Source organism: Yoonia sp. JB2-21, from assembly GCF_055693545.1.
In genome coordinates this window covers 1,654,602-1,679,947 of the sequence record NZ_JBVFUC010000001.1, presented here as the reverse complement: position 1 = coordinate 1,679,947, position 25,346 = coordinate 1,654,602, and the positions used below count along the sequence as shown (strand labels likewise).

The following is a 25,346-nucleotide window of genomic DNA, read 5'->3' as shown; positions in this document are numbered from 1 at the left end:
GCAATCAGCATTTATGAGATACTAAAGTGCGCAATTTGATTGAAGCCATTCGGCAAGCTGCAGAATCCGAAGTCAGCGAGATGTATGCAGACCTACCTCGTCCACATTCAAACATTGTATATCGCGATGAACCAGTTACCGAGTTGGCCACAATTTTAGGGCCTAGAAGGGTGACTTTAGTCGGCGATGCGCTTGAATTTTACTCGTTCCTCGACGGGGCCACAAACCTTTACCCAGGTGAGCGCTGGTGCGGCGTGACCGAACTCTTAAACCCAGTGAGTTCGGTATGGCCTGACATCAAACGCTTTGACCCTCTTACAGAGCCCGGATCGGTTGGCGAAAACAAACCAGCATTTCTTGATCATGCCACCGAAAGAGTGACTGGCACCACGCCCATGAACATGGTGGATTTGGAGCCATTGCTTGAGGAACATGGCATCCTGCTGAAAGAGGGTTTTCCAGATGGAGCCGCACTTACTGTCTTTGGCTATGAGATGCTGGAATGTGGACATCACCGGATCTGCCTTTTGTTTCCTGATGCGAACGGATCAGAACCGATAGTGTTGTCACCGTGGGACACAAATATAGAAGGCTATCCCGCCCATAATCCAACATTGCGCGAGTTTCTGGAAGTCCGGCTTACTTGGGTCCAGGGCGCTTAGATATGGGCATTACTTCACACCCTTCCAAAACCCCTCCTTTTTGGCACAGGGCCAAAACACCTCGATTGACGCTGCCAAAAACCCCGTTCAAAACCTAAGTGGTTGTTGAAGGTTTTTGCTCGCTCTCATGATAGCAGTCATTCGTGCAGAGCGCAGCATCGGGTAAAGTGGGCTCTAACCGGCCCTTCGCCGTCTACCCTTGAACGGCTGTTCTCATAACGCAGGCATCTGACAATCGAAACACGGTTGCCCTCCACCTCAGAATCCCGTCTTTTACCCACATGACAACTGCACTGATTTCCCACGACGATTGCGCGGACCATGTCACGCCTCCCGGCCATCCTGAACAGGTGGCCCGTTTGGATGCGGTTTTGGGCGCGCTTGAAGAGATACAGTTAGAACGCATCAAGGCCCCTTTGGCTGCCGAAGATGATCTGTTGCGCGCTCATCCACAGGCCCATGTTGATGCAATCCGTGCGGCCGCCCCAACCGAGGGGTGGCGGTCTTTGGATGCAGATACCCATATGTCTCCCGGTACGTTGACCGCCGCTTACCGCGCGGCGGGCGGGGTTGTGCGTGCCGTTGATATGGTGCTGGGTGGCGAGGTTGCGAATGCTTTTGCCGCTGTGCGCCCGCCCGGTCACCATGCGGAACGCCAGACCGCGATGGGCTTTTGCTTTTTCGGCAATGTCGTGATCGGGGCCAAGCATGCGTTGGACCATCACGGGCTGGACCGTGTGGCGATTATTGATTTTGACGTCCACCATGGGAATGGCACGCAGGATCTGGTCGAGGATGATCCGCGTATTCTGTTTTGTTCGACCCACCAGTCACCTTTGTATCCCGGCACTGGTGCGGCGCATGAGGTTGGTGTGGACAATGTCCTGAACGTGCCTTTGCCTGAAGGCACGGGGTCGGTCGTCTTTCGGGATGTGATGGAGCGTCTTGTTCTACCCAGAGTTGACGCATTTTCCCCTCAACTTGTCATAATTTCGGCTGGATTTGATGCACATAAGGATGATCCATTAGCTGGTATGAATTTAAGTACAGAAGATTTTGGTTGGGTCACGCAGCGTATTTGCGATGTAGCCGACACGCATTGTCAGGGTCGGGTAGTATCAAGTCTGGAAGGCGGATATGACCTGGCTGCATTGGGCGCATCTGCTGCCGCCCATGTAAAGGTTTTGGAGGAAAGAGGCCGATGAGTGACGTCGACAAGATGAGCTTTGAAGATGCGATCAAGGAGCTGGAAACAGTCGTTGGTCAGCTAGAGCGCGGCGATGTCGCATTAGATGACAGCATTGCCCTTTATGAACGTGGCGCGGCGCTCAAGGCCCGGTGCGAGGCCAAGCTGAAGGAGGCCGAAGAGAAGGTCGCCAAGATTACGCTGGGCGAAGGTGGTCAGGCCGCTGGCACGGAGCCGCTTGATGGCTGACGCGCAGACATATCAGATTGCCGCCCTTGCCCCGCGTCCTTTGCAGGAGGCGCTCGCACAAGCCGCAACGATCGCAGAGGCCCGGATTGGTTTTGCCCTCAGCGGCTTGGACAGCGATGTGTCCGAAGCGATGCTGTATGCCGTAACTGGCGGAAAGGCCCTACGCGCGTTTCTTGCGTTGGAAACCGCCCGCTTGCACGGGATCAATCCCGTTGCTGCCGCTGGTGCGGCGGCGGCGATTGAATGTATTCACGCCTATTCGCTGGCTCATGATGATCTGCCTTGCATGGATGATGATGCGCTGCGCCGTGGTCAGCCGACCGTGCATAAGAAATGGAACGAGGCGACCGCCGTGTTGGCCGGTGATGGCTTGCAGGCGCTGGCCTTTGAATTGCTGGTGCAGGCCGAATGTGCGCCGCGTGCCAAGTTGAACCTGCTGATGTCATTGTCCAACGCCGCAGGTGTCCGCGGCATGGTTGGCGGGCAGGCAATGGATATTGCGGCCGAAAGTGCCGCAGTGCCGCTGGACCTTGATCAGATTATGGAACTTCAAGCTGCCAAGACAGGTGCGTTGATTTCATGGTCTGCCCTTGTCGGGCCGCGCATGGCCGAGGCAGAGCGTGAACCCCTGTCCATCTATGGGAACAGCCTGGGGTTGGCGTTTCAAATCGCTGACGACGTGCTGGATGCCACGGGCGATGCCGCCACTGTTGGTAAGGCCGTGGGCAAAGATGCCGCCGCCGGTAAGGCCACTTTCGTATCATTGCTGGGTTTGGATGGGGCGAAAAGCCGCGCTTCTGAACTGGTGGAAGAGGCCTGCGATGCGCTATCACCTTATGGCGAGGATGCCGAGACCTTGAAAGAGGCCGCACAGTTTGTGATTGCGCGCACGCACTGAGAAATACCGCCTAGAAAGGCCGCCATGTCAGACCAGCCCCACACCCCCGTCTTGGACCGCGTCAACACGCCTGACGATATGAAGGGCATGTCAGATGCCGAGCTGCGACAGCTGGCCAGTGAACTGCGGGCCGAGACGATTTCCGCAGTATCGGAAACCGGTGGCCATCTGGGTGCCGGGCTGGGTGTGGTTGAGATGACGGTGGCCCTGCATGCTGTTTTTGATGCGCCCAAGGACAAGATCATCTGGGACGTGTCCCACCAATGCTATCCGCATAAGATCCTGACCGGCCGCCGCGACCGCATCCGGACCTTGCGGACCGAAGGCGGCCTGAGTGGATTTACCAAACGATCCGAGAGCCCCTATGATCCTTTCGGCGCCGCCCATTCCAGCACGTCGATTTCAGCGGCCCTTGGTTTTGCTGTGGCCCGTGATCTGGGTGGTGAAGGTGGCGACGCCATTGCGATCATCGGTGATGGTGCGATGTCCGCAGGCATGGCCTATGAGGCGATGAATAACGCAGGCCATCTGGGCAAGCGATTGATTGTGATCCTGAATGACAATGAAATGTCGATTGCGCCGCCAACGGGCGCGATGTCGTCCTATCTGTCGCGCCTTTACGCGGGCGAGCCGTTTCAGGAATTCAAGGCAGCGGCAAAGGGCGCGGTGTCGCTTTTGCCAGAGCCGTTCCGCGAAGGGGCCAAGCGCGCCAAGGATATGCTCAAGCATATGACTGTCGGCGGGACGCTGTTTGAAGAGCTTGGGTTTTCCTACCTTGGTCCGATTGATGGGCACGACATGGAACAGCTATTGTCCGTGTTGCGCACGGTGAAACTGCGCGCCGATGGGCCGATCCTGATCCATGCGATCACGAAAAAGGGCAAGGGCTATGCTCCGGCTGAGACTGCGAGCGACAAGGGCCATGCCACGGCCAAGTTTGATGTGATCACCGGAAAGCAAAAGAAGTCACCCAGCAACGCGCCGTCTTATACCTCTGTTTTTGCTGAAACCTTGGTGAATATGGCCGCGGATGATCCCAAGATTTGTGCGGTGACGGCAGCAATGCCCGACGGGACCGGCCTGACTAAATTCATGGAACGCTATACCAGCCGCTGCTTTGATGTGGGCATCGCCGAACAGCATGCGGTGACCTTCAGCGCGGGGCTTGCTGCCGGCGGGATGCGCCCGTTCTGCGCGCTATATTCGACCTTCCTGCAGCGTGGCTACGACCAGGTTGTGCATGATGTTGCAATCCAGCGGTTGCCCGTGCGCTTTGCGATTGACCGCGCGGGGCTTGTGGGGGCCGATGGGGCCACGCATGCGGGGTCTTTTGACGTGGGCTACCTGTCGAACCTGCCCGGCTTTGTTGTCATGGCCGCTGCTGATGAGGCGGAACTGGTGCGTATGGTGGCAACCGCCGCCGCCCATGATGACGGACCCATTGCATTCCGTTTCCCGCGTGGTGAAGGGGTGGGCGTTGAGATGCCCGAGAACCCGGAAGTGCTGGACATCGGCAAGGGCCGCATGATCCGCGAAGGGAGCCAAGTGGCGATCCTGTCTTTCGGCACCCGTCTGCAGGAGGTGACCAAAGCCTGCGAGGCATTGGAGGCGAAGGGCATCAAGCCAACAGTCGCCGATGCGCGTTTTGCCAAACCGCTGGATCGCGATTTGATCCTGAAATTGGCGGCAGAGCATGACGCGCTGATTACCGTCGAAGAAGGTGCAGTGGGTGGTTTTGGGTCACATGTTGCGCAACTTTTGGCGGACGAGGGCGTGTTCGATCACGGGCTGAAGTTCCGGTCGATGGTACTGCCGGACGTATTCATTGACCAAGCCAGCCCCAAAGCGATGTATGACGTCGCCGGTATGAATGCTGAACATATCGAGGCGAAGGTACTTGAGGTGATGGGCGTGGCTACGCTGGAAAAGCGGGCTTAGCATCTGGTGACTGGTCGTCTTGTTTTGTCTGTGTAATCCTTTGGCTCAAAGGGGGCCACAATGGCAGAGACTGATGATCAAAATCCGTTTCATGGACCGCAGTTGCAGGACGAAACCTACACGCGGGCGGACATGTCACGTAGTCAATTCGATGGCGTGAACTTGGCCGGTGCCAGATTTTTTGCTGTGATGACAAATACATCGTTTGGTGACACAAATCTGGGGGCTGCTGCATTTGACGATGTGAATTTGGGCAACGCCCGTTTCAACAATGTGAATATGTCGAACGTCACGATCACCAATGCAAACCTGTCCGATGTGAAAATCAGCGGCGCAAATCTATCCAACGCCAGCATTCAGAACGCTGATCTAACGGGAATGACAATCAACGGTGTTTTGGTGACCGACTTGTTTGCCGCATTGGACGCGACATAGAATCCTAGGCTCCTGCCGTCCAAAAGTGACGTTACGTCCGGGGAACAACCGAATTTTATTCCCATAGGCGGGCATGGTGATCCGACGCTAGGCAGGTGACATAGTCTCACCAACTAGGATCACCGCTATGAAGAATGATGTCTCTCTCGTCGCACACCTTGCCAATTCAGTTTTTGGCGGAGCAACCCTTGCGCTGTTGGCCTTTATTCTTGGCTTAGAGCCATGGATCGTGGCAACTGCATATAGTTTTGGCGGATCGGCGGTATTGGTCACTTCTGCCGTTTTTGCAGCACGCCGCGTGGAGTGCCGGGTATGACCGAGAAGAAAGCCACGAAGGCACGTCAGGAACAACCAAAGTCCGAGGCGCTCTCGCCTATCGATGTCGCGCTGGTTGATCGGTTGGTTGTGAAAGCAGAAGAATGCGAAACCGACGACATGGTGTCGACACGCGGCCCTTTGAAGTGGGGCATCCTATCGTTTGACTAGCGCCAAGTCTGCCTTTTGCTGAAATTGCTTTCGCAAGATGTCCGTCTCTTACTTTTGGCGCTGATCCAACCGCTTTTCAATCGCCTCTAGCTTCGTCAGCACTTCGTCCCGGTAGGCATCTGTTGCGGCGTTCCCTTCTTCCGCATGCGCGTCTTGCATCGAGTTCACGATCAGACCGACCAGCAGGTTTACCACCGCAAATGTCGTCACCATGATAAAGGGTACAAAGAAGGCCCACGCGTAGGGGTAGACCTCCATCACCGGGCGCACGATGCCCATCGACCAGCTTTCTAGCGTCATGATCTGAAACAGCGAGTAGCCCGATTTGCCCAGCGTGCCGAACCATTCCGGAAATGCGTCGCCAAAGAGCTTTGTCGCCATGACGGCAGCGATATAGAACACGATCCCCATCAGAAGAAAGACCGACCCCATGCCCGGCAGGGCGGTGACGAACCCTTCGACTACCCGGCGCAGTGATGGCACCACCGAAATGACGCGCAGCACCCGCAGAATGCGCAGCGCGCGCAGAACCGACAGCCCGCCGTTGCCGGGGACCAGCGAGACGCCAACGATAATGAAATCAAAGATGTTCCAGCCGCTGCGGAAGAACTGCAAGCGTTGGGCAAGGAACTTGAGCGCGAGTTCGACAACAAAGATCGCCAGACAGATTTGATCCAGCATCTCGATCAGCGGTCCGGCGGCGGCCATGATCGTTTTTGATGTCTCCATCCCCAAAATGATGGCGTTGAAGATGATGACGCCGACAATGAAGTTGCGGAACCATGAGGTCGCGAGCAGTGCAGTGGTTTTTTGTCGAAGAGTCATCACGTTGCCTTAGGTCAGGAGCGTTTCAGATATGGGTTGTTTGCAACACAACAGCAAGGGTTGCCCGAGACGTTGGGTTATGCTGGACGGATATCCGCAGGCCTGCGCATTATTCGCCTGAAAGGTGAGCTTTCTATGTCGATGACCCCTCGTTTGATTTTCCGCTGGGCCGCGTTTCTTTTGGCAGGCGGTTATTGCATCCACACGCTGATATTAAGCGATTGGGATGAATTTGGTGGTCCGTTCCGCTTTCTGACCATTTGGGGATTGTTTTGCGCGTTCTTTGCGTTCAGCCGCCTGATGGCGCTGGAGGAAGGGCGTTCGGAGCGCCGTTGGGATGGCTTTATCAGCATGGCGGCTGTGCTGAATACGATGGTGTTGATCCTCTATTGGCGGATCTTTTACGCAGACTCGGTTCTGGTGACAGGTGATGGCAATTTCAGCGACTATCATCAGGAAATCTATCGGCATGGGCTGGGCCCGTTGCTGATCATCATTGATGCGCTGTTCATTCATCGCAGCTTTACCAGGATCGGTGCCGCGGCCGCATGGTTGTTTGGCGTGATCGGGGCCTATATCGCCTTGGCCGAATTGGTCTGGCAGTCGCTGAACAGCAACCCCGCCGGTACGGTCACAAGCGGGTTCCCTTATGGCTTTCTGAACGATCTGGAGTTTGCTGATCGTGCTGTGTTCTACGGCATCAATCTTGGTACGGCCGTTGTGCTTTTGGTGATCTTTGCGGGCATCGCCTGGGTCGTCAGGCGCCAATTTCCTGTGCCAACAACGCCTTAAGCCCGGCCCGATAGTCGGGGTAGAGCAGTTCTACACCCAATTCTTCCTTGATTCGATTGTTCCGTACTTTCTTGCTTTCCGCATAAAAGCTGCGCGCCATCGGGGTCATATCGGCGGTTTCAAAATCCACCGCTTCGGGGATTGGCAGCCCAAGCAATTCAGCGGCATAGGCGATGACGTCTTCGGGTGGGGCCGGGTCATCGTCGCAGACGTTATAGGCCGCACCCGGATTGGGCTTTGCGATAGAGGCCGCAAGGATGCGCGCGATGTCGGCAACATGGGTACGGCTGAATACTTGGCCCTTTTTGATGATCCGTCGCGCGGTGCCATTGCGGACCTTGGAAAATGGCCCGCGTCCGGGACCATATATGCCCGCAAGACGGAAGATATGCAGGGGCAGATCGGGAATGGCGGCCCATTCTGCTTCGGCTTTGACCCGTGCGATGCCCCGTTTCGTGGCGGGTGTCAGGGCGGTGTTTTCATCGACCCAACCGCCTTGGTGGTCGCCGTAAACGCCGGTTGTTGAAAGGTAGCCGACCCATTCAAACTGGTTGGCGCGCGTCTTTATTTCATTGCGCAATTCTGCCAAGACAGGGTCGCCTGCATCATCGGGGGCGGCCGAGATCAAAACATGCGTTGCCGCGTTCAATGCAGGGATCATATCGGCGCCGGGCCAGATGCGCGGTTCTATCCCTTCGTTCATCAGCCGCGGCGCCTTATCTTCGGACCGGGTGGTGCCGATGATCCGCCAGTCTTGGGGCAAAAGCAGGCGGGACAGGGCGCGGGCGCTATAGCCGTGGCCAAAGGAAAGGAGCGTCTTTGTCATGTGCTTTTCGTGCCTGAGTGCTTGAGAATGCGCAAGCCTGTGGTAGCGTTTTGCGATGGGGAAGAATCCAAATGTTGATGACGCTTATGCGATGTCGTCACCCGAAGAGGTGAAGGCGCTCTACCGGTCATGGTCGCATAGCTATGATGCCGTGTTCAGCGAGGGGCAGGGTTATCAGCTTGCCCGTGAAGTTGCGGCGGCTTTTGTGGGTGCGGGTGGTGTGGGCCCGGTTTTGGATGTGGGTGCCGGTACCGGGCTTGTCTGTACACATTTGCGCCGGATGAATACCCGCCCTGTTGACGGGATTGATCTGTCAAATGAGATGCTGGACGTTGCGCGGCTTAAGGGTGAGTATCGAGAGCTGGTTGCCTGCGATGTGACAAAGCCGTTGGAGATGTTGGATGCGTCTTATGCTGGCGTGGTGAGTGCGGGGACCTTTACGTTGGGCCATGTGGGGCCTGATGCTTTGCACAATCTTCTGAATATTGCCGCGCCCGGTGCGCTGTTTGTTCTGTCCGTGAATGCGGCCCACTATGTGTCAGCTGGGTTTGAGGCTGTGTTCGCGGGTTTGGATGGTCAGATTGTGGACCTCACGACACGCGATGTTCGCATTTATGACGACCGCGCTGACGACCACCATCGTCGCGATATGGCGCGATTGGCGATCTTTCGAAAGCGTTAGCGGGAAGCATTGCGCTGTTTTCCCCCTAATTCTGGCCCGCGGCGATACCTAAGTCTGTATCAGTAACGAGGAGCCTTTTTATGTCACGCATCGCAAAACTACTTGCCGCCCAGCTATCTGATGATGAACAAGACGCGTTGCGCTGTCATGGCCTTGGGCGTGGCGAGGTGGATTGCCCATCTGCTGATTGCCTGATCCGGTTGCGTCTGGTCGAGGCGCATACGACCACGCGACAGGTGCAAATCACGCGGCTTGGCAAAGAGGTTTTGGGCGAGATCATTCTTACCCGCTATCAGCCCATGCGCGATTTTGTGGATACGATCCACGCGGCCTAGAATTCGAGGAAGCTCGGCCCGTTTTCAATGATTGATACAAGCAGTGCGACGGCCGCGAAAATCAACACGACCCACCATATAAATTGCACAACGATCGCAGAAACCCCAAGCGTGGCACCATAGGTCGGTAGCCGCCAAGGATCATGCTTAAAGCCCGAGATGATGGCCGCAAGGCACGCAAAGATCGCCAGGATCGGACCGGTGATCATCAAGACCCGGTCAATGTCCCAAGGTGCCGTTTCGGGTGGGGGTAGCCCCTCGCCTCTGACGGTATTGATTGCGGAAAGGCTGATTTCGCCGATGATCTGGCCAATCGTGTTACCCACACTTTGTTGCGGTCCAAATGGTCCCGCAAACATCACAATACAGGTCACGGCAAGTGCCAAGCCGCCAAGGACAATCGAGGCAAGGCCCCACTTGTGGTTTCGTAAGTCACCTGCTGTTGTCGACATGTCGTCCCTCCTGCCCCGGTCAAGATATGGGTATTCTTTGTCTTAAAACAACCACTTCGGTGTCAGAAACCGGTTTGGTCAGGTGGCGTAGGTTGATCCTTCTTCGTCCAAAATCGCTTTCAGTTCGGCCAGATGGCGGATGTCCTGCTCTGGATATTCCTCAAGCTCTTGCGCGGTTTTCTCGGCAATGTCATCGGACAGAACGCGCAGTTCCATGCCCGTTTGCAGCGCGCGGATGTATGTTTCGCAGGCCCGCTCAAAATAATACATCCGGTTGAATGTTTCGGCCACGTTATCGCCGATGACCAGCACCCCGTGGTTGCCCATGATCATGACCTTCTTTTTGGGGTCGGTGAACTGTGCAGCGCAGCGCGCGCCTTCGTCTTCAAACGCGAGGCCCTCGTATCCGTCGTCGATGACATAGCGGTTAAAGAAGGTGCAGCAATTCTGGTCGATGGGCGGTAGGCGACTGTCCTTGAGGGATGCGAGTACCGTTGCGAAAATCGAATGCACATGCATCGCGCAGCGTGCGTGTGGCACTAGACGGTGAATACCGCCATGCAGCCCCCATGCTGTTGGATCAGGCGCATTGGGCCCGTCAAGTGTGGCAGGATCGTTGGCATCAACCGTGATCAGGTCGCTTGCCCTGATCCGGCTAAAGTGCATCTGATTGGGGTTCATCAGGAACTTCGTCCCATCATCATTGATTGCCAGACTGATATGGTTGGCGACCCCTTCATGCATGTTCAAACGTGCCGTCCAACGAAAGGCCGCGGCCAAATCGACGCGCTCTGCCCAATGTGTCATATTTTGTGGATGCGTATTCATGGCGGCTCCTTGGAATTGGATGTGACGCAGGGTATTGATGGCCCAAACACCCCTTCAAAGGAAGCCCACTGATGACACCGATTTGTCTGGTAGGGATCGGCAAGATTGCTGTCGATCAGCATGTGCCGTCCATCAACGGCAGCAATGATTGGGAACTGGTCGCGACCGTCAGCCGTGCAGGCACAGTGGACGGCGTTCCAGCCTATACTGATTTCGATCAGATGCTGGCAGAGCGGATGGATATCCCTGTCATATCGCTCTGCCTGCCGCCGGTGCCGCGATATGACTATGCAGCCAAGGCCATTGCGGCCGGGCGTCATGTGATGCTGGAAAAACCCCCTGGTGCCACGCTCGCAGAGGTGCATGCACTGGCCGATATGGCCCGGGCGGCGGGTGTTACGCTTTATACAACGTGGCACAGCCGGATGGCCAAAGGGGTTTCCCCGGCCAAAGCATGGCTTGCCGACAAAGACATCACGGGCGCGCATATCAGCTGGAAGGAAGACGTGCGGCGCTGGCATCCGGGGCAGGAATGGGTTTTTGCGCCCGGTGGTATGGGGGTCTTTGATCCGGGCAGCAATGCGCTCTCGATCATTACAGAAATTCTGCCAATGCCGATCCATTTGCGCGGTGCTGAGCTGTTCTTTCCATCAAATTGCGACACGCCGATTGCGGCGCAGATGCAATGGACGCAGAATGTCAGTGGCGACTTTGACTGGCGCCAAGAGGGCCCGCAAAGTTGGGACGTGACCGTTGACACGCCGGACGGCACTTTGCAGTTGCATGACGGTGGTGCGCGGTTGGTCATCGACGGGGCAGAGATCGAAGCGGGCGCGGATCGCGAATACCCCGCGCTCTATGATCGGATGGCCGAATTGGTCAAAACAGGTGCATCAGAAATCGACCTGGCGCCGATGATCCATGTTGCGGATGCACTGACCTTGGGCAAACGGGTCACCGTCGAGCCGTTTCACTTTTGATCTAAACATCTGATTTTATATTACTAATCTGGCTTGGGTACGAAGGTGTTTATCGGTTCCATGCGAGTGGGGTGGGTCGGCTTCGCAAACTGCCAAAAATTTACCATTTGATAAAAAATAAACTTGTGGCACGCTGTCGTCGAATAGCTACGACAGGAAAGCCCAATGTCCACGCCAATGACACCCGGAATAACGGCAGGCCGCTTGCCCGCCGAGACGCTTGCAGAAAACTTCGACGACCTGCATGCGCCATTTGCCCCGCATGAGGCGGCGGTTGCTGCGGATCGCTGTTACTTTTGCCATGATGCGCCTTGTGTGACCGCTTGCCCGACAGACATCGACATTCCGTTGTTTATTCGGCAAATCAGCACAGGCACGCCCGAGGCAGCGGCCAAAACCATCTTTGACCAGAATATTCTTGGCGGCATGTGTGCCCGCGTTTGTCCGACCGAAGATTTGTGCGAACAGGCCTGCGTGCGCGAGTTGGCCGAGGGCAAACCGGTTGAGATCGGACGTTTGCAGCGGCATGCCACAGATGCGTTGATGGCCAAGCAGCGCCATCCTTATGATCGCGCGCCTGAGACCGGCAAGAAGGTTGCCGTGGTGGGCGCGGGTCCGGCCGGTCTGGCATGTGCGCATCGGTTGGCGATGTATGGCCACGATGTGACACTCTATGACGCCGCGGCAAAGCCGGGCGGTCTGAACGAATTCGGGATCGCGGCCTATAAATCCACTGATGATTTTGCCGCGCGCGAGGTTGATTGGCTGCTGGGCATCGGTGGCATCACCATCAAGCATGGCATGCGGTTGGGGGACGACCTGAAACTGGACGATCTGGTGGGGTGTTTCCCGGCTGTTTTCCTTAGCGTCGGTCTTGGCGGTGTAAACGCGCTGCGCAGCGACGGTGAAGACAAGAACGGGGTGCGTGACGCCGTGGACTTTATCCGCGAACTGCGTCAGGTCGATGATCTTGCGTCCCTTCCTGTTGGGCGTGATGTTGTGGTGATTGGCGGCGGTATGACAGCGGTTGATGCAGCGGTGCAGTCGAAACTGCTGGGCGCGCAGAACGTGACAATCGCCTACCGGCGTGGACGCGACGCCATGAGTGCCAGCAAATACGAACAAGATCTGGCCGCTTCCAAAGGTGTGCGGTTAATGTTCAATGCACAGCCGGTTGCCATCCACGGCAATGGGGCTGTACGCGAGATTGAGCTGGAATACACCTCAGACGATGGCACGGGCCTGAAAGGTACGGGCGAAACCGTGCGTCTGGCCGCCGATCAGGTTTTCAAGGCGATTGGTCAAACGCTGACCACTGATGGGGGTCTCACGCTTGAGGGTCGCAAAATCGCGGTCACAGGGGCCGGACGCACCAGCCGCGCCAGTGTTTGGGCTGGCGGTGATTGCGCCAGCGGCGGTGATGACCTGACCGTGACAGCGGTGGCCGAGGGACGGGATGCTGCAATGGATATTCACGCAACGCTGATGGCAGCGGGGTGAAAGCTGCGACCGTCATATTGACTGTGATTGTCGCGGCACCTGTCATAGCGCAGCCGGACCCTTTCCTGGGGTCCCGGTGTTCGCGCGATGAAGTGATCCATGTGGAACCTGGTGCCATCGGCTTTAACGAACATACTATCTGCGACTGGATAGATGCGCCCACGATCAAGGCCTCATCTGTGCATGGGTTCATTGACTGCCGGAACATCTATGTTTTGGATATGTCAACCGATCCAGTCACGACCGAAACCTTAGAACTTGGCAGCCGTCATCTGCGGATGGTGCTGGTGAATGACATTGATATGGACGTGTATCTTGATCGCGTTCCCGCTGGGCGCTTTGGTGCATGCGGCTGATTTAGACAGGAGAAACCAATCATGGCTGATCTAACAACTGACTTTCTTGGGATCAAATCCCCGAACCCGTTTTGGCTGGCCTCGGCCCCGCCAACGGACAAGGAATACAACGTCCGCCGTGCTTTCGAAGCAGGCTGGGGAGGGGTCGTTTGGAAGACATTGGGGTCCGAAGGGCCACCTGTGGTGAACGTCAACGGCCCACGCTATGGCGCGATCTATGGCGCAGATCGGCGGTTGTTGGGGCTCAACAACATTGAGCTGATTACAGACCGCCCGTTGGAAGTGAACCTTGAAGAGATTACCCGCGTGAAAGCGGATTATCCGGATCGCGCGATGATTGTCTCGATCATGGTGCCGTGCGAAGAACAGGCATGGAAAGACATTCTGCCCCGCGTCGCGGCGACAGGGGCGGACGGGATCGAGCTGAACTTTGGCTGCCCGCATGGTATGTCCGAACGGGGTATGGGTGCCGCTGTGGGTCAGGTGCCTGAATATATCGAAATGGTCACGCGGTGGTGCAAGCAGTACTACGACAAGCCGGTGATCGTGAAACTGACGCCGAACATCACTGACGTGCGCAAACCGGCAGCAGCGGCGATGCGCGGTGGGGCCGATGCGGTCAGCCTGATCAACACGATCAACTCCATTACTTCGGTGAACCTCGACACCATGTCGCCCGAGCCATCCATTGATGGCAAAGGGTCGCACGGCGGCTATTGCGGCCCTGCGGTCAAACCCATCGCCATGTCGATGGTGTCCGAGATCGCGCGCAACCCTGATACACATGGTTTACCCATCAGCGGCATCGGCGGGATCACAACATGGCGTGACGCGGCAGAGTTTATCAGCCTTGGCTGCGGTAACGTGCAGGTCTGCACCGCCGCCATGACCTATGGTTTCAAGGTTGTGCAAGAGATGATCAGCGGTTTGTCACAATGGATGGATGAAAAGGGTTATACCTGTGTTGAAGAGGTTGTTGGCCGTGCTGTGCCCAATGTGACCGACTGGCAGTACCTCAACCTCAACTATGTCGCGAAAGCCAAGATCAATCAGGATGACTGTATTAAATGCGGACGCTGCTATGCCGCCTGTGAAGATACCAGCCACCAGGCGATTGCCATGTCAGAGGACCGGACTTTCTCCGTGATTGATGCGGAATGTGTGGCTTGCAACCTGTGTGTTGACGTTTGCCCGGTTGAAAACTGCATCACGATGGAGGCGATGCAACCGGGACAGGTGGATCCGCGCACTGGCAAGGTTGTTGAAAAGGAATACGCCAACTGGACGACGCACCCGAACAATCCTGGTGCGGTTGCCGCGGAGTAGTCAACTTCCAAAAATGAACCGAGGGTCTGCCCGCATGCGGCCAAGCAGGATGACGGGCCACGACAGTCCTTCTGGTTCTTTGACAGTGACGTGCCAGCCACGGATATGTGCTACGCATTGTGGCTTGGCCTCTGTATCCCCGCGTGTCGTGTCAAACAACATTGCTTCATCTGCGGCCGCGATAGCGTCAAACAGTGTTTCGTTAAAAATGCGGTGGTAGCGATTTATGATCCTACCCGTGGGCACGTCATGCCCGCCTTCAATGACGCGATTTGCGACGCGTCGTACGTTTATCTGCGGGTCGTCGGTTGTGACGAAAACCAATTGCACAAAGAAACCTAGCTGTCTTGCCTGAACCATTGCGTCCACATGGCTGTGATGTGACATCACCGTTTCGTAAGAGAATGATGCCCGTGCCTTAATCGCCGCGTCGCGCCTATTTCTTACAATCAGTTGGGACTGGACATTGCGTTCATGCAGATTGCCGGTAAGCGTTTGGGCAATCTCGTCCGCGTTCGCATAGTCTGGTATTTCACGCCCGGCACGTTGCAGAAACGAAAGCACTGTTGTTTTGCCGGACCCGTTCGGGCCCCCGATGACAAGCAATGTTGGGCGGACCGCCATCTACTTGGACGGCTCTTGCCGCTATCTGCGGTTTGCTGGCGTCAGGCCAAGCGCCGTTGCCGCCGCAATAGCCTGTGTTCCTGCGGCTTCAAATGCGCTGTTCCAAGCGTCCGCGCCCATCTCGGTCACATTTCTTTCTTTAGGGAACTGAATATTAAACAGTTCTTCGGGGGTGAGCTGCGGTCGCAGCCGATCCATGATCTTTGCGGCATCTCTACGAATGGCGCTTTTGTCACGCCCGCCCGCAATCTGCACTGTTCCAGCCGCGATAGCGGCCTCAAGCACTTGCAAAATCGTGAAAGTCCCCGGTGTGTCGCCATCGCGCGTTTCGGGTTGCGATCCCATTTTGGATGCAGGTGAATGTACGATTTTTTCGTCCATATCAGAAATCCCTTTCGCCTAGCAGCAGTGAATCGAGGTTATAGTCGCAGGTCAAGTGCCAATCATTGTTCGACGAATTTTGGCCAAAATTGCGGCGGCTATCCATATTTTCCGCCGACGATCCTAAAAAACGGTGCATTTACTGCTCTTTTCAGCATCATTCGCTTAATATGGCGGTTTGTCTGAGCTCATACAACCACGTAGCCGGTTTGTGATCACAGTTGAAGGATACGCTTGACGAACATCGTGATGTAGTCTTCAGCACCGTCAAATGGGTCATCCGTACCTAGTACGGCACGAACCTGCACATCAAAATCTGCGTAGTGTTGCGTGAGGGCCCAGATTGAAAAGATAAGATGATAGGGGTCCACCTCCGCTATCTTGCCATCATCTACCCAACCTCTGATTATATCCGCTTTCCCATCGACAAGAGCCCGGAGATCATTCTCTAGTAGCCCTCCAATCCGTGGCGCGCCTTGCAAAATCTCATTGGCGAAAAGACGGCTTTCGCGCGGATAGTCGCGGCTGAGCGCCAGTTTGCGCTGGGCATAACCCATAATTTCGGTAATCGGGTCGCCGGCGCCATCAAGCGCCTTGAGCGGATCAAGCCATGTTTCCAGCAGACGTTCCAGCAGGGCCGCGTGGATCGATTCTTTCGATGGAAAGTAGTAAAGCAGGTTGGGTTTTGACAACCCTGCCGCCTCTGCGATCTGATCCAGCGTTGATCCGCGAAACCCATACTTTGAAAATATATCAAGTCCCGCCGACAGGATCGCTGCGCGATTGCGTTGCTGAATGCGGGTCGGCGGTTTGGTCATGCCAATCCTTTGCTCAATTTACAGGCGGCAGGGGGCGATATTGCTCTCTTTTGCCAGCTTTGTCCGCATCTGCCTGCGATCCGAGCGGAAAACTTGACTGATACCTTCCCTCTGTTAGCGTTGTTTTGACCAGTTGGTCAAACCAAGATGAAGGAGTTCCCAAAATGGCAGCACCCGGCGAAAACCTGAGGATCAATGGTGAGCGGCTATGGGACAGCCTGATGGAAATGGCAAAGATCGGCCCCGGTGTGGCAGGTGGCAACAACCGCCAGACCTTGACCGATGAAGACAGCGAAGGCCGCCATCTGTTCCAAAAATGGTGCGAGGCTGCGGGCTGTACGATGGGCGTTGACGAGATCGGCAATATGTTTGCCCGACGCGAAGGCACGGACCCTGATGCATTGCCCGTTTATGTCGGCTCTCACTTAGATACGCAGCCGACGGGCGGCAAATACGACGGTGTGTTGGGCGTGCTGGGCGGCCTCGAAATCCTGCGCACGCTGAATGATTTAGATATCAAGACAAAACACCCAATCGTGGTCACAAACTGGACCAACGAGGAAGGCACGCGTTACGCGCCCGCCATGCTTGCCTCTGGTGTGTTTGCTGGCAAACATACGCTGGAATGGGCCAATGACCGTGTTGATGCGGATGGTAAACGTTTCGGGGATGAGCTGGAGCGGATCGGCTGGAAGGGCGAAGAAAAAGTCGGCGATCGTAAGATGCATGCGTTCTTTGAGCTGCACATCGAGCAAGGCCCGATTTTGGAAGCTGAGGGCAAAGACATCGGCGTCGTCACCCATGGCCAAGGCCTGCGTTGGATCGAATGCACGGTGACGGGCAAGGAAAGCCACACCGGATCGACGCCCATGCATATGCGCAAGAACGCAGGCCGTGGTTTGGCGCTGGTCACGGAACTGGTGCATGAGATCGCGATGAAGAACCAACCGAATGCGGTGGGGGCCATCGGGCATATCGACGTCTATCCGAATTCACGCAACATCATCCCCGGCAAGGTCGTCTTTACCGTCGATATGCGCACACATCTGCTGGATAAGCTGAACGCGATGGTTGCGAAGCTCAACGAACGTGCGCCGAAGCTTTGTGAAGAGATCGGCGTGGAGTTTTCCTGCGAGATCGTGGGCCAGTTTGACCCGCCCGCCTTCGATGAAGGCTGCGTGAAGGCTGTGCGCGATGCGGCGGGACGCTTGGGTTATAGTCACATGGATATCGTGTCTGGCGCGGGGCACGATGCCTGCTGGATCAACGACCTCTATCCGACGGCGATGGTGATGTGCCCTTGCGTAGACGGGCTAAGCCATAATGAGGCGGAAGAGATTTCGCCGGAATGGGCAGCGGCGGGGACGGATGTGCTGTTTCATGCGGTGGTCGAGACGGCGGAGATTGTGGGGTAAGGGGGCGCTGCCCCCGGCCTCCGGCCTCCCCGAGGTATTTGAGAACATGAGAAGATGAAGGCCTGCGTACAGGCCGACAGGGAGAAGCTTATGACCAAAGTCATCAAGAACGGCACCATCGTTACGCATGACCTGACCTATCAGGCCGATGTCCTGATCGACGGCGGCACTATTGTGGAAATCGGTCCGAACCTGAAGGGCGACGAAGAACTGGATGCGACTGGTTGCTATGTCATGCCGGGTGGCATTGACCCGCATGTGCATCTTGAGATGCCCTTCATGGGCACATATTCCAGCGATGATTTTGAAAGTGGTACGCGCGCGGGTCTTGCCGGTGGTACCACGATGGTCGTGGATTTTTGCCTGCCCAATCAGGGCGAGAGCCTGCTCGATGCGATCAAGCGCTGGGACAATAAATCGACCCGCGCCAATTGCGATTATTCCTTCCACATGGCCGTGACATGGTGGGGCGAGCAGGTGTTCAACGACATGGAAACCGTGGTCAAGGATCGCGGGATCAACACGTTCAAGCACTTCCTCGCCTATAAAGGCGCGCTTATGGTGAATGATGATGAGCTGTTCTCATCCTTCAACCGCCTTTCAGAACTGGGCGCCGTCGCGATGGTCCACGCCGAGAACGGCGATGTCGTGGCCGAGATGACGGCGAAACTGCTGGCCGAGGGCAATACCGGGCCGGAGGCGCATGCCTATTCCCGCCCTAGCCAAGTTGAGGGCGAGGCGACGAACCGCGCCATTATGATTGCCGATATGGCGGGTGTGCCGCTTTATGTCGTGCATACATCCTGCGAAGAGGCGCATGAGGCGATCCGCCGTGCCCGCCAGCAGGGTAAGCGCGTCTGGGGCGAGCCGCTGATCCAGCATCTGACGCTGGATGAAAGCGAGTATTTCAACAAAGATTGGGACCACGCCGCGCGCCGTGTGATGTCGCCGCCGTTCCGCAACAAGCAGCATCAGGATAGTCTCTGGGCTGGGTTGCAGTCGGGGTCGCTTAGCGTGGTGGCCACGGACCATTGCGCCTTTACGACGGAGCAAAAGCGCAGCGGCGTGGGTGATTTCTCGAAGATTCCGAATGGCACTGGCGGTCTTGAGGACCGGATGCCGATGCTTTGGACCCATGGGGTTGAAACGGGGCGTCTGACGCCGAATGAATTTGTGGCGGTGACCTCGACCAATATCGCGAAGATCCTGAATTGCTATCCCAAGAAGGGGGCCGTGATGGTTGGTGCCGATGCTGATCTGGTGGTGTGGGATCCTGCGAAGACCAAGACGATCACCGCCAGTACGCAGCAATCGGCCATCGACTACAACGTGTTCGAAGGCAAAGAAGTGAAGGGCCTGCCGCGCTTTACCCTGACGCGCGGCCATGTGGCGATCCATGACGGCGAAGTGCGCACGCAGGAAGGCCACGGTAAGTTCGTGAAACGCGAGGCGAATACGCCGGTGAACAAGGCGCTGTCGTCTTGGAAAGAACTGACCGCGCCGCAGCCTGTGAAGCGGACGGGTATTCCGGCGACGGGGGTTTGAGTTTGCAGACTCTAGATGCGGAAGCAAAGATAAAACTTTATCGTCTCGTCGGTGATCGACGTATGATCGATGCGATAAAGCATCTTCGAGAGCAGGGCGTAGAACTCAAGGGCCTCCAAAGAAATGGCGGAGCGCGTGAATTGGGAGCTGAATCCCAACGATGTGCTTGCGCGTGAGGAGTGGCTCAACAATCTGGAAGTGGAAATGGGGAAATCAGAAGATTGACTGTGATTTCCGCCACCGACCTCAACCTCACCTTCCAAACAAACGATGGACCTGTGCACGCCCTTAAGGACGTGAACCTTGAGATCAACAAAGGGGACTTCGTCTCTTTCATCGGCCCGTCTGGCTGTGGCAAAACCACGTTCTTGCGTTGTATCGCGGGGCTAGAGGCACCGACGGGCGGTGACATCACCGTCAACGGCATGACACCCGAAGAGGCGCGCATGGCGCGCGCTTATGGGTATGTGTTTCAGGCGGCTGGCCTTTATCCGTGGCGCACGATTGGCGGCAATATCAAGCTGCCACTGGAGATCATGGGGTTCTCTAACGCCGAACAGAATGAGCGGGTGGGCCGTGTCTTGGAGCTGGTTGATCTGGCCGGGTTCGAGAAAAAATTTCCTTGGCAATTGTCTGGCGGGATGCAGCAGCGCGCCTCGATTGCCCGCGCCTTGGCGTTTGATGCGGATATTTTGTTGATGGACGAACCCTTTGGCGCGCTGGATGAGATTGTGCGCGATCACCTCAATGAGCAGTTGTTGCAGCTGTGGGCGCGGACGGAAAAGACGATTGGGTTTGTGACGCACTCGATCCCGGAGGCGGTCTATCTGTCGACCAAGATTGTTGTCATGTCCCCGCGTCCGGGTCGGATTACGGATGTGATTGACAGCCCACTTCCCAAAGAGCGGCCTTTGGATATTCGCGATAGTGCGGAGTTTATTGCTGTGGCGCACCGGGTGCGTGATGGCCTGCGGGCGGGGCATGTGGATGACTAGGGGTGCCGTCGCCATTTCCGCTCGGACCAATGGCGCAGAAATGACGACCGGAAGTTTGATTGGACATGGAAAGTCAGGGGGGCTGGCGTGAAATCAGTGCTGCCAGTGCTGAGCGTTGTGGGGGCGATCCTTTTGTTTTGGGTCGTCTCTGTTGTGCCGATGAATATGCATCTGACGGCTGATTTGGCGCAGCGGCAGAATGTGGCGGTCACGCCGGATACGCCTGTGGCGCGGCAAGAGTATTCTGGCATCGGGCTGGCCCTGCGTAACCCGCATTTGTTTGGCATGACCTATACGCTGGAACGCCCGCGTTTGCCGTCACCGCATCAGGTTGCGGTCGAGATGTGGGATACGATTGCGCTGAAGAAAGTCACCTCGCGGCGGTCTCTGGTTTATCATGGCTGGGTGACTTTGTCGGCCACGTTGTTGGGTTTTGCGATTGGTACGGGGCTTGGCATCTTGTTGGCCGTGGGTATCGTCTACAACCGCGCGATGGATATGAGCGTGATGCCTTGGGCCATTGCCAGCCAGACGATCCCGATTTTGGCGCTGGCGCCGATGATCATCGTGATGCTGGGATCGATTGGGATACAAGGGCTGTTTCCGAAAGCGGTGATCAGCGCCTATCTGAGTTTCTTTCCTGTTGTTGTTGGCATGGTCAAAGGGCTGCGCAGTCCTGATGCGATGCAGCTTGATCTATTGCGCACCTACCATGCCAGCGCTGCGCAGGGGTTTTGGAAACTGCGGTTGCCTGCCTCTGTGCCCTATCTTTTTGCATCGTTGAAGATCGGAATTTCTGCTTCACTGGTGGGTGCGATTGTGGCGGAACTGCCCACGGGCGCGCGTGCCGGATTTGGTGCGCGCATGCTGGTGGGTGATCAGTACGGCCAACCGATGGTCACATGGGCTGCCCTGTTTGCAGCGGCGATTACGGCGGCGGCTTTGGTGGGTCTGTTTAGCTTGATCGAGCGCTGGACCCTGCGCCGCATGGGGATGCAGGCGGCATGACGGGAACGGCGATCATCAGTGCTTTGGCCGTTTGGGGTGCCGGGTGGTTTGTGAACGCAAGGCTGGCCAATAGCGCCGTGGCGCAAAGCCGTTTGGTTAAGCTGCTGGTGCCTGCAATCTTTGGCGTGACCCTGCTGATGATGTGGGAGCTGCTGGTGCGGATGTTAGAGGTCAGCCCAATCATTCTGCCACCACCCACCATGATTGCCGAACGGTTTGCGAACGAATTGCCGACGCTTTGGGCGGATTTCGAGCAAACGATTATCAAGGGGGCGATGACCGGTTACATCGTTGGAATGATTGCGGCCTTCGCAGTCGCCATTCTGGCGGATCGGTCAGAGTTTCTGACGCGGGGTATCTTGCCTGTGGGCAGCTTTATGGCCGCCTTGCCGATTGTTGGCACGGCCCCGATTTTTGTCCGTTGGCTTGGCAGTGATTGGGAATCGAAGGCTGCCGTGGTTGCTGTGATGGTCTTTTTTCCAATCCTTGTGAACACGGTTGCCGGTTTGCGCGACACCACGGTGATGCAACGCGACCTGATGCGCACCTATGGCGCGGGATATTGGCCGACCCTGTTCAAACTGCGCCTGCCTGCGGCGATGCCCTTTGTTTTTAATGGTCTTAAGATTGCGACCACTTTGGCGTTGATCGGGGCGATTGTTGCTGAATTTTTCGGCTCTCCCACTGTGGGCATGGGCTTTCGGATATCGACATCTGTCGGCCAGCTTGCGCTCGATATGGTCTGGGCCGAGATTGTTGTCGCGGCCTTGGCGGGCAGCGCGTTTTATGGACTGATGGCATGGATTGAGGGGCGGGTGACCTTTTGGCACCCATCGCAACGCAAATAACAAATGAGCCCCGGCAAGAGGGCGCAACACCTGACTAGGAGAGAAGACAATGAAAAAGTTAATGATGGCGGCGGCACTGTCCGCAGGACTGGGTGGTGCAGCGCATGCTGATGGCCATGCCAATGATGTGACGCTGCAGTTGCAGTGGGTCACGCAATCCCAGTTCGCAGGGTACTATGTCGCCTTGGATCAGGGGTTTTATGAAGAGGAAGGACTGAACGTCACGATCCTGCCCGGTGGCCCTGATATCGCACCCCCACAGGTGCTGGCCGGTGGTGGTGCTGATGTGATGCTGAACTGGATGCCTTCGGCGCTGGCCGCCCGCGAAAAGGGCCTGCCGGTTGTGAACATTGCCCAGCCTTTCAAAACCTCCGGTCTGATGCTGACCTGCTGGAAAGATACCGGGATCGAAAGCGTCGAGGATTTCCGCGGCAAGACCATTGGCGTCTGGTTCTTTGGCAACGAATACCCGTTCCTCAGCTGGATGAGCCAGGTCGGTATCCCGACCGATGGTAGCGATGACGGCGTGACCGTGCTGAAGCAAGGTTTCAACGTCGATCCGCTGTTGAACCGCGAAGCGGATTGTATTTCGACGATGACCTACAATGAATATGGTCAGGTGCTGGATGCTGGCGTGTCCGAGGACGAACTGGTGACCTTCAAATATGAAGATCAGGGCGTGGCAACGCTTGAGGATGGTATCTATGCGCTGGAAGAGAACCTTGAAGACCCGGTCTTTGTCGACAAGATGGTGCGTTTTGTCCGGGCGTCGATGAAAGGCTGGAAGTGGGCGGAGGAGAACCCTGAAGATGCGGCTGGCATCGTCTTGGACAATGATGAAACAGGCGCACAGTCGGAGGCCGCGCAGATCCGCATGATGGGCGAGATTGCCAAGCTGACGGCTGGCTCTGACGGGTCACTTGATCCTGCGGATTTCCAGCGGACCGTTGATACGTTGCTGGCTGGTGGCTCTGATCCGGTGATCACGGCGCAGCCCGAAGGGGCATGGACAAGCATGATCACAGATCAGGCATTGAACTAACCCTTTTTCGTAAAGCAGAGACATGCGGGCGCCGGCTTTGTCAGCGCCCGCTTTTCTTTGGATGACGTTGCGCCAACGTCGCAAGAAACCCTTCAGAACAGCCAATTTTATATGATCAAAACGCGTCTATTAACTCTTTGTTAGGGATTTCAGACCACGCTGTCTTGGAGCCGGATTCGTTGGTCCGGTTGTTGAACTGACTATGTGAGGCGGCGTGCGGGTTGAGGACCACCCAGGGTATCAGCACCTAAAGGCTGTGGTGGGGCTGATTGGCCAACCAGCGATCCTGCTGGACGCACAAGGTATATTTCTGCAAGCGAATGCGTTGTTTTCGGAAATGGCTGACGCCACGGTAGGGCACCTTCAGGCAAGCTTTTCCTTTGGCGATGACCAAAGCCGCTTCAATGCGTTTCTTCAAACGTGCCAATCCAGTGCGCCGGGCAGCGCAGAGGTATTCAACGGTACGTGGTTGCAAGACACTGTCGAAATCGAACTGGCGATTTCACCGGTTTGGGTTGAGGATCAGATCGTTGGCTATCTGGGTCAGGCGGATTCCATTTCCAAGATGGACGACCTGCGTCTGAGATATTTGATGGAACACCTGCAACAAGGTGTCTGGGACTACGATATCAAGACAGGACGATTTGCTGTCTCTGACGCATGGCGGCGCATGCGGGGCGTGCCGGCCGATGAAGACATCAACGACGCTGGAGAGGGGTGGCTGGACAATATACACCCCGAAGATCGCGCGGCCTTGCAGCAGGTATTTTACGGGCAAACACGTGGTGAGACGACGAATATCAATATGCAATACCGTCACCGACATCGTGACGGCCATTGGTTCTGGATCATGTGCAATGCAAGGGTCATGGCGTCCGACGAAGACGGCTTACCGACCCGGATTGTGGGAACTGATACTGACATTACCCAACTGCGCGAAGACAAACAAAGTATGGCACAGCTTGCCGAAAAACTGCGTTTGGCCATTGATGCGTCGGGGATTGGGGTTTGGGAATTTGATCCCAACACCGGAACGGTCCATTGGGACGACACCATGCTTGAGATGTATGGTGTGACAGATGGCCAAAACGATCGCTGCGCCGGGCTTTGGGAAACCTATCTGCATCCTGACGACGCCGCAGATACACTGGCCTATTCGGATCATTGCCAAAAACACGGGTTAGACTTTAGCCGCGACTATCGCATTCTTCTGTCCAACGGCGAGGTGCGTCATATGCGCAGTCGCGCCAGTCAGGTCGCCGTACCGGGACATTTGCCGAAGCTATTTGGCGTGAACATTGATGTTACCGAAGACTATCAACGGGCGCAGGAGCTTGAGCAGGCCAGGGCGCAACTTTTGTATGATTCCCGACATGATGCGTTGACCGGGCTAGCGAACCGCCGGTTGTTAGACGAAACAACCGCCGCTCTGTTCGATGACGTTGGTCCGACGCAAACCTACGCCGTGATTCATCTGGACCTGGATTTCTTCAAAGAGGTGAATGACACACTCGGTCATGCCGCCGGTGACTTTGTCCTGAAAACTGTCGCACAGCGCCTGCGCGATGTCATCGGGCGGACAGGTCTGGTCTGTCGGACCGGGGGCGATGAGTTTACGATCTTGTTTGAGGATCTATCGCACGTTGATCAGTTGAGCTCTCTTTGCGCCAAGATCATCAAAGTAGTGAGCGAACCGATCTATCATGAGAACCAGCTGTGCAAAATTGGCGTGAGCATCGGCTGCGCGCTTGGCAAAGGTAAGATTGACGATACCACCGACATCTTTGTCAAAGCAGATACGGCGCTTTACGCGGCAAAGTCTGCCGGGCGAAACTGTTACCGGATGTATTCAGACATGGGGCGACAGGCTGACCAGATATCTTTTCGCTAAAGATCATTGGTCCGAAGCGAACT

At 56.3% G+C, this 25,346-nt stretch carries 29 protein-coding genes; 22 read left to right on the top strand and 7 right to left on the bottom strand.

Annotated elements, in window-relative coordinates:
• The first annotated feature begins 170 nt into the window (after positions 1 to 170).
• The 8 genes from ACZ1G5_RS08440 to ACZ1G5_RS08405 all read left to right on the top strand — a co-directional run bounded on the left by ACZ1G5_RS08440 (position 171) and on the right by ACZ1G5_RS08405 (position 5,854).
• The gene (locus ACZ1G5_RS08440; protein WP_472732414.1) at positions 171 to 662 is read left to right on the top strand and encodes a hypothetical protein; all 492 of its coding nucleotides are present in this window, start codon (positions 171 to 173) and stop codon (positions 660 to 662) included.
• 281 nt (positions 663 to 943) lie between these two features.
• A complete protein-coding gene (locus tag ACZ1G5_RS08435; RefSeq protein ID WP_472732413.1) occupies positions 944 to 1,867 on the top strand; it encodes a histone deacetylase family protein in 924 nt (307 codons plus the stop codon).
• Entirely contained in the window at positions 1,864 to 2,097 is a 234-nt protein-coding gene (locus ACZ1G5_RS08430) for an exodeoxyribonuclease VII small subunit (RefSeq protein WP_472732412.1), read from the top strand. The genes ACZ1G5_RS08435 and ACZ1G5_RS08430 overlap by 4 nt, the downstream gene beginning before the upstream one ends.
• Complete coding sequence (locus ACZ1G5_RS08425) at positions 2,090 to 2,995, top strand: polyprenyl synthetase family protein (protein ID WP_472732411.1); 906 nt, start codon at positions 2,090 to 2,092, stop codon at positions 2,993 to 2,995. The genes ACZ1G5_RS08430 and ACZ1G5_RS08425 overlap by 8 nt, the downstream gene beginning before the upstream one ends.
• A gap of 24 nt (positions 2,996 to 3,019) precedes the next feature.
• Complete coding sequence (gene dxs / locus ACZ1G5_RS08420; protein ID WP_472732410.1) at positions 3,020 to 4,933, top strand: 1-deoxy-D-xylulose-5-phosphate synthase; 1,914 nt, start codon at positions 3,020 to 3,022, stop codon at positions 4,931 to 4,933.
• 60 nt (positions 4,934 to 4,993) lie between these two features.
• Positions 4,994 to 5,368, top strand: coding sequence for a pentapeptide repeat-containing protein (locus tag ACZ1G5_RS08415; RefSeq protein WP_472732409.1), 375 nt, complete (start codon positions 4,994 to 4,996; stop codon positions 5,366 to 5,368).
• Positions 5,369 to 5,495: 127 nt separating this feature from the next.
• A complete protein-coding gene (locus ACZ1G5_RS08410) occupies positions 5,496 to 5,684 on the top strand; it encodes a hypothetical protein (protein WP_472732408.1) in 189 nt (62 codons plus the stop codon).
• On the top strand, positions 5,681 to 5,854 hold the full coding sequence (locus ACZ1G5_RS08405; RefSeq protein WP_472732407.1) for a hypothetical protein: 174 nt from the start codon (positions 5,681 to 5,683) through the stop codon (positions 5,852 to 5,854). Before ACZ1G5_RS08410 ends, ACZ1G5_RS08405 begins: the two co-directional genes overlap by 4 nt.
• Positions 5,855 to 5,902: 48 nt before the next feature.
• Here the strand turns inward: ACZ1G5_RS08405 and ACZ1G5_RS08400 are convergent, their stop codons facing one another.
• Positions 5,903 to 6,679 carry an ion transporter gene (locus ACZ1G5_RS08400; RefSeq protein ID WP_472732406.1) on the bottom strand — a complete coding sequence of 259 codons (777 nt, stop codon included), beginning with the start codon at positions 6,677 to 6,679 and terminating at the stop codon, positions 5,903 to 5,905.
• A 60-nt stretch (positions 6,680 to 6,739) separates the two neighbouring features.
• On the opposite strand from ACZ1G5_RS08400, the gene ACZ1G5_RS08395 reads away from it, so the two are divergent.
• Positions 6,740 to 7,471, top strand: a complete 732-nt coding sequence (locus ACZ1G5_RS08395; protein ID WP_472732405.1) for an androgen-induced gene 1 family protein — start codon at positions 6,740 to 6,742, stop codon at positions 7,469 to 7,471.
• On the opposite strand, the gene ACZ1G5_RS08390 is transcribed toward ACZ1G5_RS08395, so the two are convergent.
• Complete coding sequence (locus ACZ1G5_RS08390) at positions 7,437 to 8,297, bottom strand: SDR family oxidoreductase (protein ID WP_472732404.1); 861 nt, start codon at positions 8,295 to 8,297, stop codon at positions 7,437 to 7,439. The genes ACZ1G5_RS08395 and ACZ1G5_RS08390 overlap by 35 nt on opposite strands.
• Before the next feature lie 55 nt (positions 8,298 to 8,352).
• Here ACZ1G5_RS08390 and ACZ1G5_RS08385 point away from each other — a divergent pair, with 55 nt between their 5' ends.
• Entirely contained in the window at positions 8,353 to 8,979 is a 627-nt protein-coding gene (locus ACZ1G5_RS08385; protein WP_472732403.1) for a class I SAM-dependent DNA methyltransferase, read from the top strand.
• Positions 8,980 to 9,059: 80 nt separating this feature from the next.
• On the top strand, positions 9,060 to 9,314 hold the full coding sequence (locus ACZ1G5_RS08380) for a hypothetical protein (protein WP_472732402.1): 255 nt from the start codon (positions 9,060 to 9,062) through the stop codon (positions 9,312 to 9,314).
• Here ACZ1G5_RS08380 and ACZ1G5_RS08375 read toward each other — a convergent pair.
• Together ACZ1G5_RS08375 and ACZ1G5_RS08370 are read right to left on the bottom strand one after the other, a co-directional pair.
• Positions 9,311 to 9,766 carry a hypothetical protein gene (locus ACZ1G5_RS08375; RefSeq protein WP_472732401.1) on the bottom strand — a complete coding sequence of 152 codons (456 nt, stop codon included), beginning with the start codon at positions 9,764 to 9,766 and terminating at the stop codon, positions 9,311 to 9,313. The two genes, ACZ1G5_RS08380 and ACZ1G5_RS08375, sit on opposite strands and share 4 nt — an antisense overlap.
• 78 nt (positions 9,767 to 9,844) lie before the next feature.
• Positions 9,845 to 10,594 (bottom strand): class II aldolase and adducin N-terminal domain-containing protein, encoded by a 750-nt coding sequence (locus ACZ1G5_RS08370; protein ID WP_472732400.1) that lies wholly within the window; start codon positions 10,592 to 10,594, stop codon positions 9,845 to 9,847.
• A gap of 71 nt (positions 10,595 to 10,665) precedes the next feature.
• Between ACZ1G5_RS08370 and ACZ1G5_RS08365 the strand changes: the two genes are divergently transcribed.
• The 4 genes from ACZ1G5_RS08365 to preA all read left to right on the top strand — a co-directional run bounded on the left by ACZ1G5_RS08365 (position 10,666) and on the right by preA (position 14,756).
• Positions 10,666 to 11,574 carry a Gfo/Idh/MocA family protein gene (locus ACZ1G5_RS08365; protein WP_472732399.1) on the top strand — a complete coding sequence of 303 codons (909 nt, stop codon included), beginning with the start codon at positions 10,666 to 10,668 and terminating at the stop codon, positions 11,572 to 11,574.
• Positions 11,575 to 11,739: 165 nt separating this feature from the next.
• Positions 11,740 to 13,074, top strand: a complete 1,335-nt coding sequence (locus ACZ1G5_RS08360; RefSeq protein WP_472732398.1) for an NAD(P)-dependent oxidoreductase — start codon at positions 11,740 to 11,742, stop codon at positions 13,072 to 13,074.
• Entirely contained in the window at positions 13,071 to 13,430 is a 360-nt protein-coding gene (locus ACZ1G5_RS08355; protein WP_472732397.1) for a hypothetical protein, read from the top strand. Before ACZ1G5_RS08360 ends, ACZ1G5_RS08355 begins: the two co-directional genes overlap by 4 nt.
• A 21-nt stretch (positions 13,431 to 13,451) precedes the next feature.
• Entirely contained in the window at positions 13,452 to 14,756 is a 1,305-nt protein-coding gene (gene preA / locus ACZ1G5_RS08350; RefSeq protein ID WP_472732396.1) for an NAD-dependent dihydropyrimidine dehydrogenase subunit PreA, read from the top strand.
• Here the strand turns inward: preA and ACZ1G5_RS08345 are convergent, their stop codons facing one another.
• From ACZ1G5_RS08345 to ACZ1G5_RS08335, 3 genes are all read right to left on the bottom strand, one after another.
• The gene (locus ACZ1G5_RS08345) at positions 14,757 to 15,380 is read right to left on the bottom strand and encodes a zeta toxin family protein (protein WP_472732395.1); all 624 of its coding nucleotides are present in this window, start codon (positions 15,378 to 15,380) and stop codon (positions 14,757 to 14,759) included.
• 21 nt (positions 15,381 to 15,401) lie between these two features.
• Complete coding sequence (locus ACZ1G5_RS08340) at positions 15,402 to 15,761, bottom strand: hypothetical protein (protein WP_472732394.1); 360 nt, start codon at positions 15,759 to 15,761, stop codon at positions 15,402 to 15,404.
• A gap of 215 nt (positions 15,762 to 15,976) precedes the next feature.
• Positions 15,977 to 16,579, bottom strand: coding sequence for a TetR family transcriptional regulator C-terminal domain-containing protein (locus ACZ1G5_RS08335; protein ID WP_472732393.1), 603 nt, complete (start codon positions 16,577 to 16,579; stop codon positions 15,977 to 15,979).
• A gap of 164 nt (positions 16,580 to 16,743) precedes the next feature.
• Between ACZ1G5_RS08335 and ACZ1G5_RS08330 the strand changes: the two genes are divergently transcribed.
• The 7 genes from ACZ1G5_RS08330 to ACZ1G5_RS08300 all read left to right on the top strand — a co-directional run bounded on the left by ACZ1G5_RS08330 (position 16,744) and on the right by ACZ1G5_RS08300 (position 25,323).
• Entirely contained in the window at positions 16,744 to 17,994 is a 1,251-nt protein-coding gene (locus tag ACZ1G5_RS08330) for a Zn-dependent hydrolase (protein WP_472732392.1), read from the top strand.
• Positions 17,995 to 18,084: 90 nt separating this feature from the next.
• Positions 18,085 to 19,539, top strand: a complete 1,455-nt coding sequence (gene hydA, locus ACZ1G5_RS08325; protein WP_472732391.1) for a dihydropyrimidinase — start codon at positions 18,085 to 18,087, stop codon at positions 19,537 to 19,539.
• A 212-nt stretch (positions 19,540 to 19,751) separates the two neighbouring features.
• On the top strand, positions 19,752 to 20,534 hold the full coding sequence (locus ACZ1G5_RS08320) for an ABC transporter ATP-binding protein (protein WP_472734300.1): 783 nt from the start codon (positions 19,752 to 19,754) through the stop codon (positions 20,532 to 20,534).
• An 87-nt stretch (positions 20,535 to 20,621) separates the two neighbouring features.
• The gene (locus ACZ1G5_RS08315; RefSeq protein ID WP_472732390.1) at positions 20,622 to 21,542 is read left to right on the top strand and encodes an ABC transporter permease; all 921 of its coding nucleotides are present in this window, start codon (positions 20,622 to 20,624) and stop codon (positions 21,540 to 21,542) included.
• Entirely contained in the window at positions 21,539 to 22,390 is an 852-nt protein-coding gene (locus ACZ1G5_RS08310) for an ABC transporter permease (protein ID WP_472732389.1), read from the top strand. The genes ACZ1G5_RS08315 and ACZ1G5_RS08310 overlap by 4 nt, the downstream gene beginning before the upstream one ends.
• Positions 22,391 to 22,439: 49 nt before the next feature.
• Positions 22,440 to 23,432: an ABC transporter substrate-binding protein gene (locus ACZ1G5_RS08305; protein WP_472732388.1), complete on the top strand. Its 993-nt coding sequence runs from the start codon at positions 22,440 to 22,442 to the stop codon at positions 23,430 to 23,432.
• A gap of 337 nt (positions 23,433 to 23,769) precedes the next feature.
• Positions 23,770 to 25,323 (top strand): diguanylate cyclase domain-containing protein, encoded by a 1,554-nt coding sequence (locus ACZ1G5_RS08300; RefSeq protein WP_472732387.1) that lies wholly within the window; start codon positions 23,770 to 23,772, stop codon positions 25,321 to 25,323.
• Positions 25,324 to 25,346: the final 23 nt, after the last annotated feature.

Coding starts and splice junctions, on each gene's coding strand:
- ACZ1G5_RS08435 (WP_472732413.1), top strand. CDS start 944: ATGACAACTGCACTGATTTCCCACGACGATTGCGCGGACCATGTCACG.
- ACZ1G5_RS08430 (WP_472732412.1), top strand. CDS start 1,864: ATGAGTGACGTCGACAAGATGAGCTTTGAAGATGCGATCAAGGAGCTG.
- ACZ1G5_RS08425 (WP_472732411.1), top strand. CDS start 2,090: ATGGCTGACGCGCAGACATATCAGATTGCCGCCCTTGCCCCGCGTCCT.
- dxs (WP_472732410.1), top strand. CDS start 3,020: ATGTCAGACCAGCCCCACACCCCCGTCTTGGACCGCGTCAACACGCCT.
- ACZ1G5_RS08415 (WP_472732409.1), top strand. CDS start 4,994: ATGGCAGAGACTGATGATCAAAATCCGTTTCATGGACCGCAGTTGCAG.
- ACZ1G5_RS08410 (WP_472732408.1), top strand. CDS start 5,496: ATGAAGAATGATGTCTCTCTCGTCGCACACCTTGCCAATTCAGTTTTT.
- ACZ1G5_RS08405 (WP_472732407.1), top strand. CDS start 5,681: ATGACCGAGAAGAAAGCCACGAAGGCACGTCAGGAACAACCAAAGTCC.
- ACZ1G5_RS08400 (WP_472732406.1), bottom strand. CDS start 6,679: ATGACTCTTCGACAAAAAACCACTGCACTGCTCGCGACCTCATGGTTC.
- ACZ1G5_RS08390 (WP_472732404.1), bottom strand. CDS start 8,297: ATGACAAAGACGCTCCTTTCCTTTGGCCACGGCTATAGCGCCCGCGCC.
- ACZ1G5_RS08385 (WP_472732403.1), top strand. CDS start 8,353: ATGGGGAAGAATCCAAATGTTGATGACGCTTATGCGATGTCGTCACCC.
- ACZ1G5_RS08380 (WP_472732402.1), top strand. CDS start 9,060: ATGTCACGCATCGCAAAACTACTTGCCGCCCAGCTATCTGATGATGAA.
- ACZ1G5_RS08375 (WP_472732401.1), bottom strand. CDS start 9,766: ATGTCGACAACAGCAGGTGACTTACGAAACCACAAGTGGGGCCTTGCC.
- ACZ1G5_RS08370 (WP_472732400.1), bottom strand. CDS start 10,594: ATGAATACGCATCCACAAAATATGACACATTGGGCAGAGCGCGTCGAT.
- ACZ1G5_RS08365 (WP_472732399.1), top strand. CDS start 10,666: ATGACACCGATTTGTCTGGTAGGGATCGGCAAGATTGCTGTCGATCAG.
- ACZ1G5_RS08360 (WP_472732398.1), top strand. CDS start 11,740: ATGTCCACGCCAATGACACCCGGAATAACGGCAGGCCGCTTGCCCGCC.
- preA (WP_472732396.1), top strand. CDS start 13,452: ATGGCTGATCTAACAACTGACTTTCTTGGGATCAAATCCCCGAACCCG.
- ACZ1G5_RS08345 (WP_472732395.1), bottom strand. CDS start 15,380: ATGGCGGTCCGCCCAACATTGCTTGTCATCGGGGGCCCGAACGGGTCC.
- ACZ1G5_RS08340 (WP_472732394.1), bottom strand. CDS start 15,761: ATGGACGAAAAAATCGTACATTCACCTGCATCCAAAATGGGATCGCAA.
- ACZ1G5_RS08335 (WP_472732393.1), bottom strand. CDS start 16,579: ATGACCAAACCGCCGACCCGCATTCAGCAACGCAATCGCGCAGCGATC.
- ACZ1G5_RS08330 (WP_472732392.1), top strand. CDS start 16,744: ATGGCAGCACCCGGCGAAAACCTGAGGATCAATGGTGAGCGGCTATGG.
- hydA (WP_472732391.1), top strand. CDS start 18,085: ATGACCAAAGTCATCAAGAACGGCACCATCGTTACGCATGACCTGACC.
- ACZ1G5_RS08310 (WP_472732389.1), top strand. CDS start 21,539: ATGACGGGAACGGCGATCATCAGTGCTTTGGCCGTTTGGGGTGCCGGG.
- ACZ1G5_RS08305 (WP_472732388.1), top strand. CDS start 22,440: ATGAAAAAGTTAATGATGGCGGCGGCACTGTCCGCAGGACTGGGTGGT.
- ACZ1G5_RS08300 (WP_472732387.1), top strand. CDS start 23,770: ATGGCTGACGCCACGGTAGGGCACCTTCAGGCAAGCTTTTCCTTTGGC.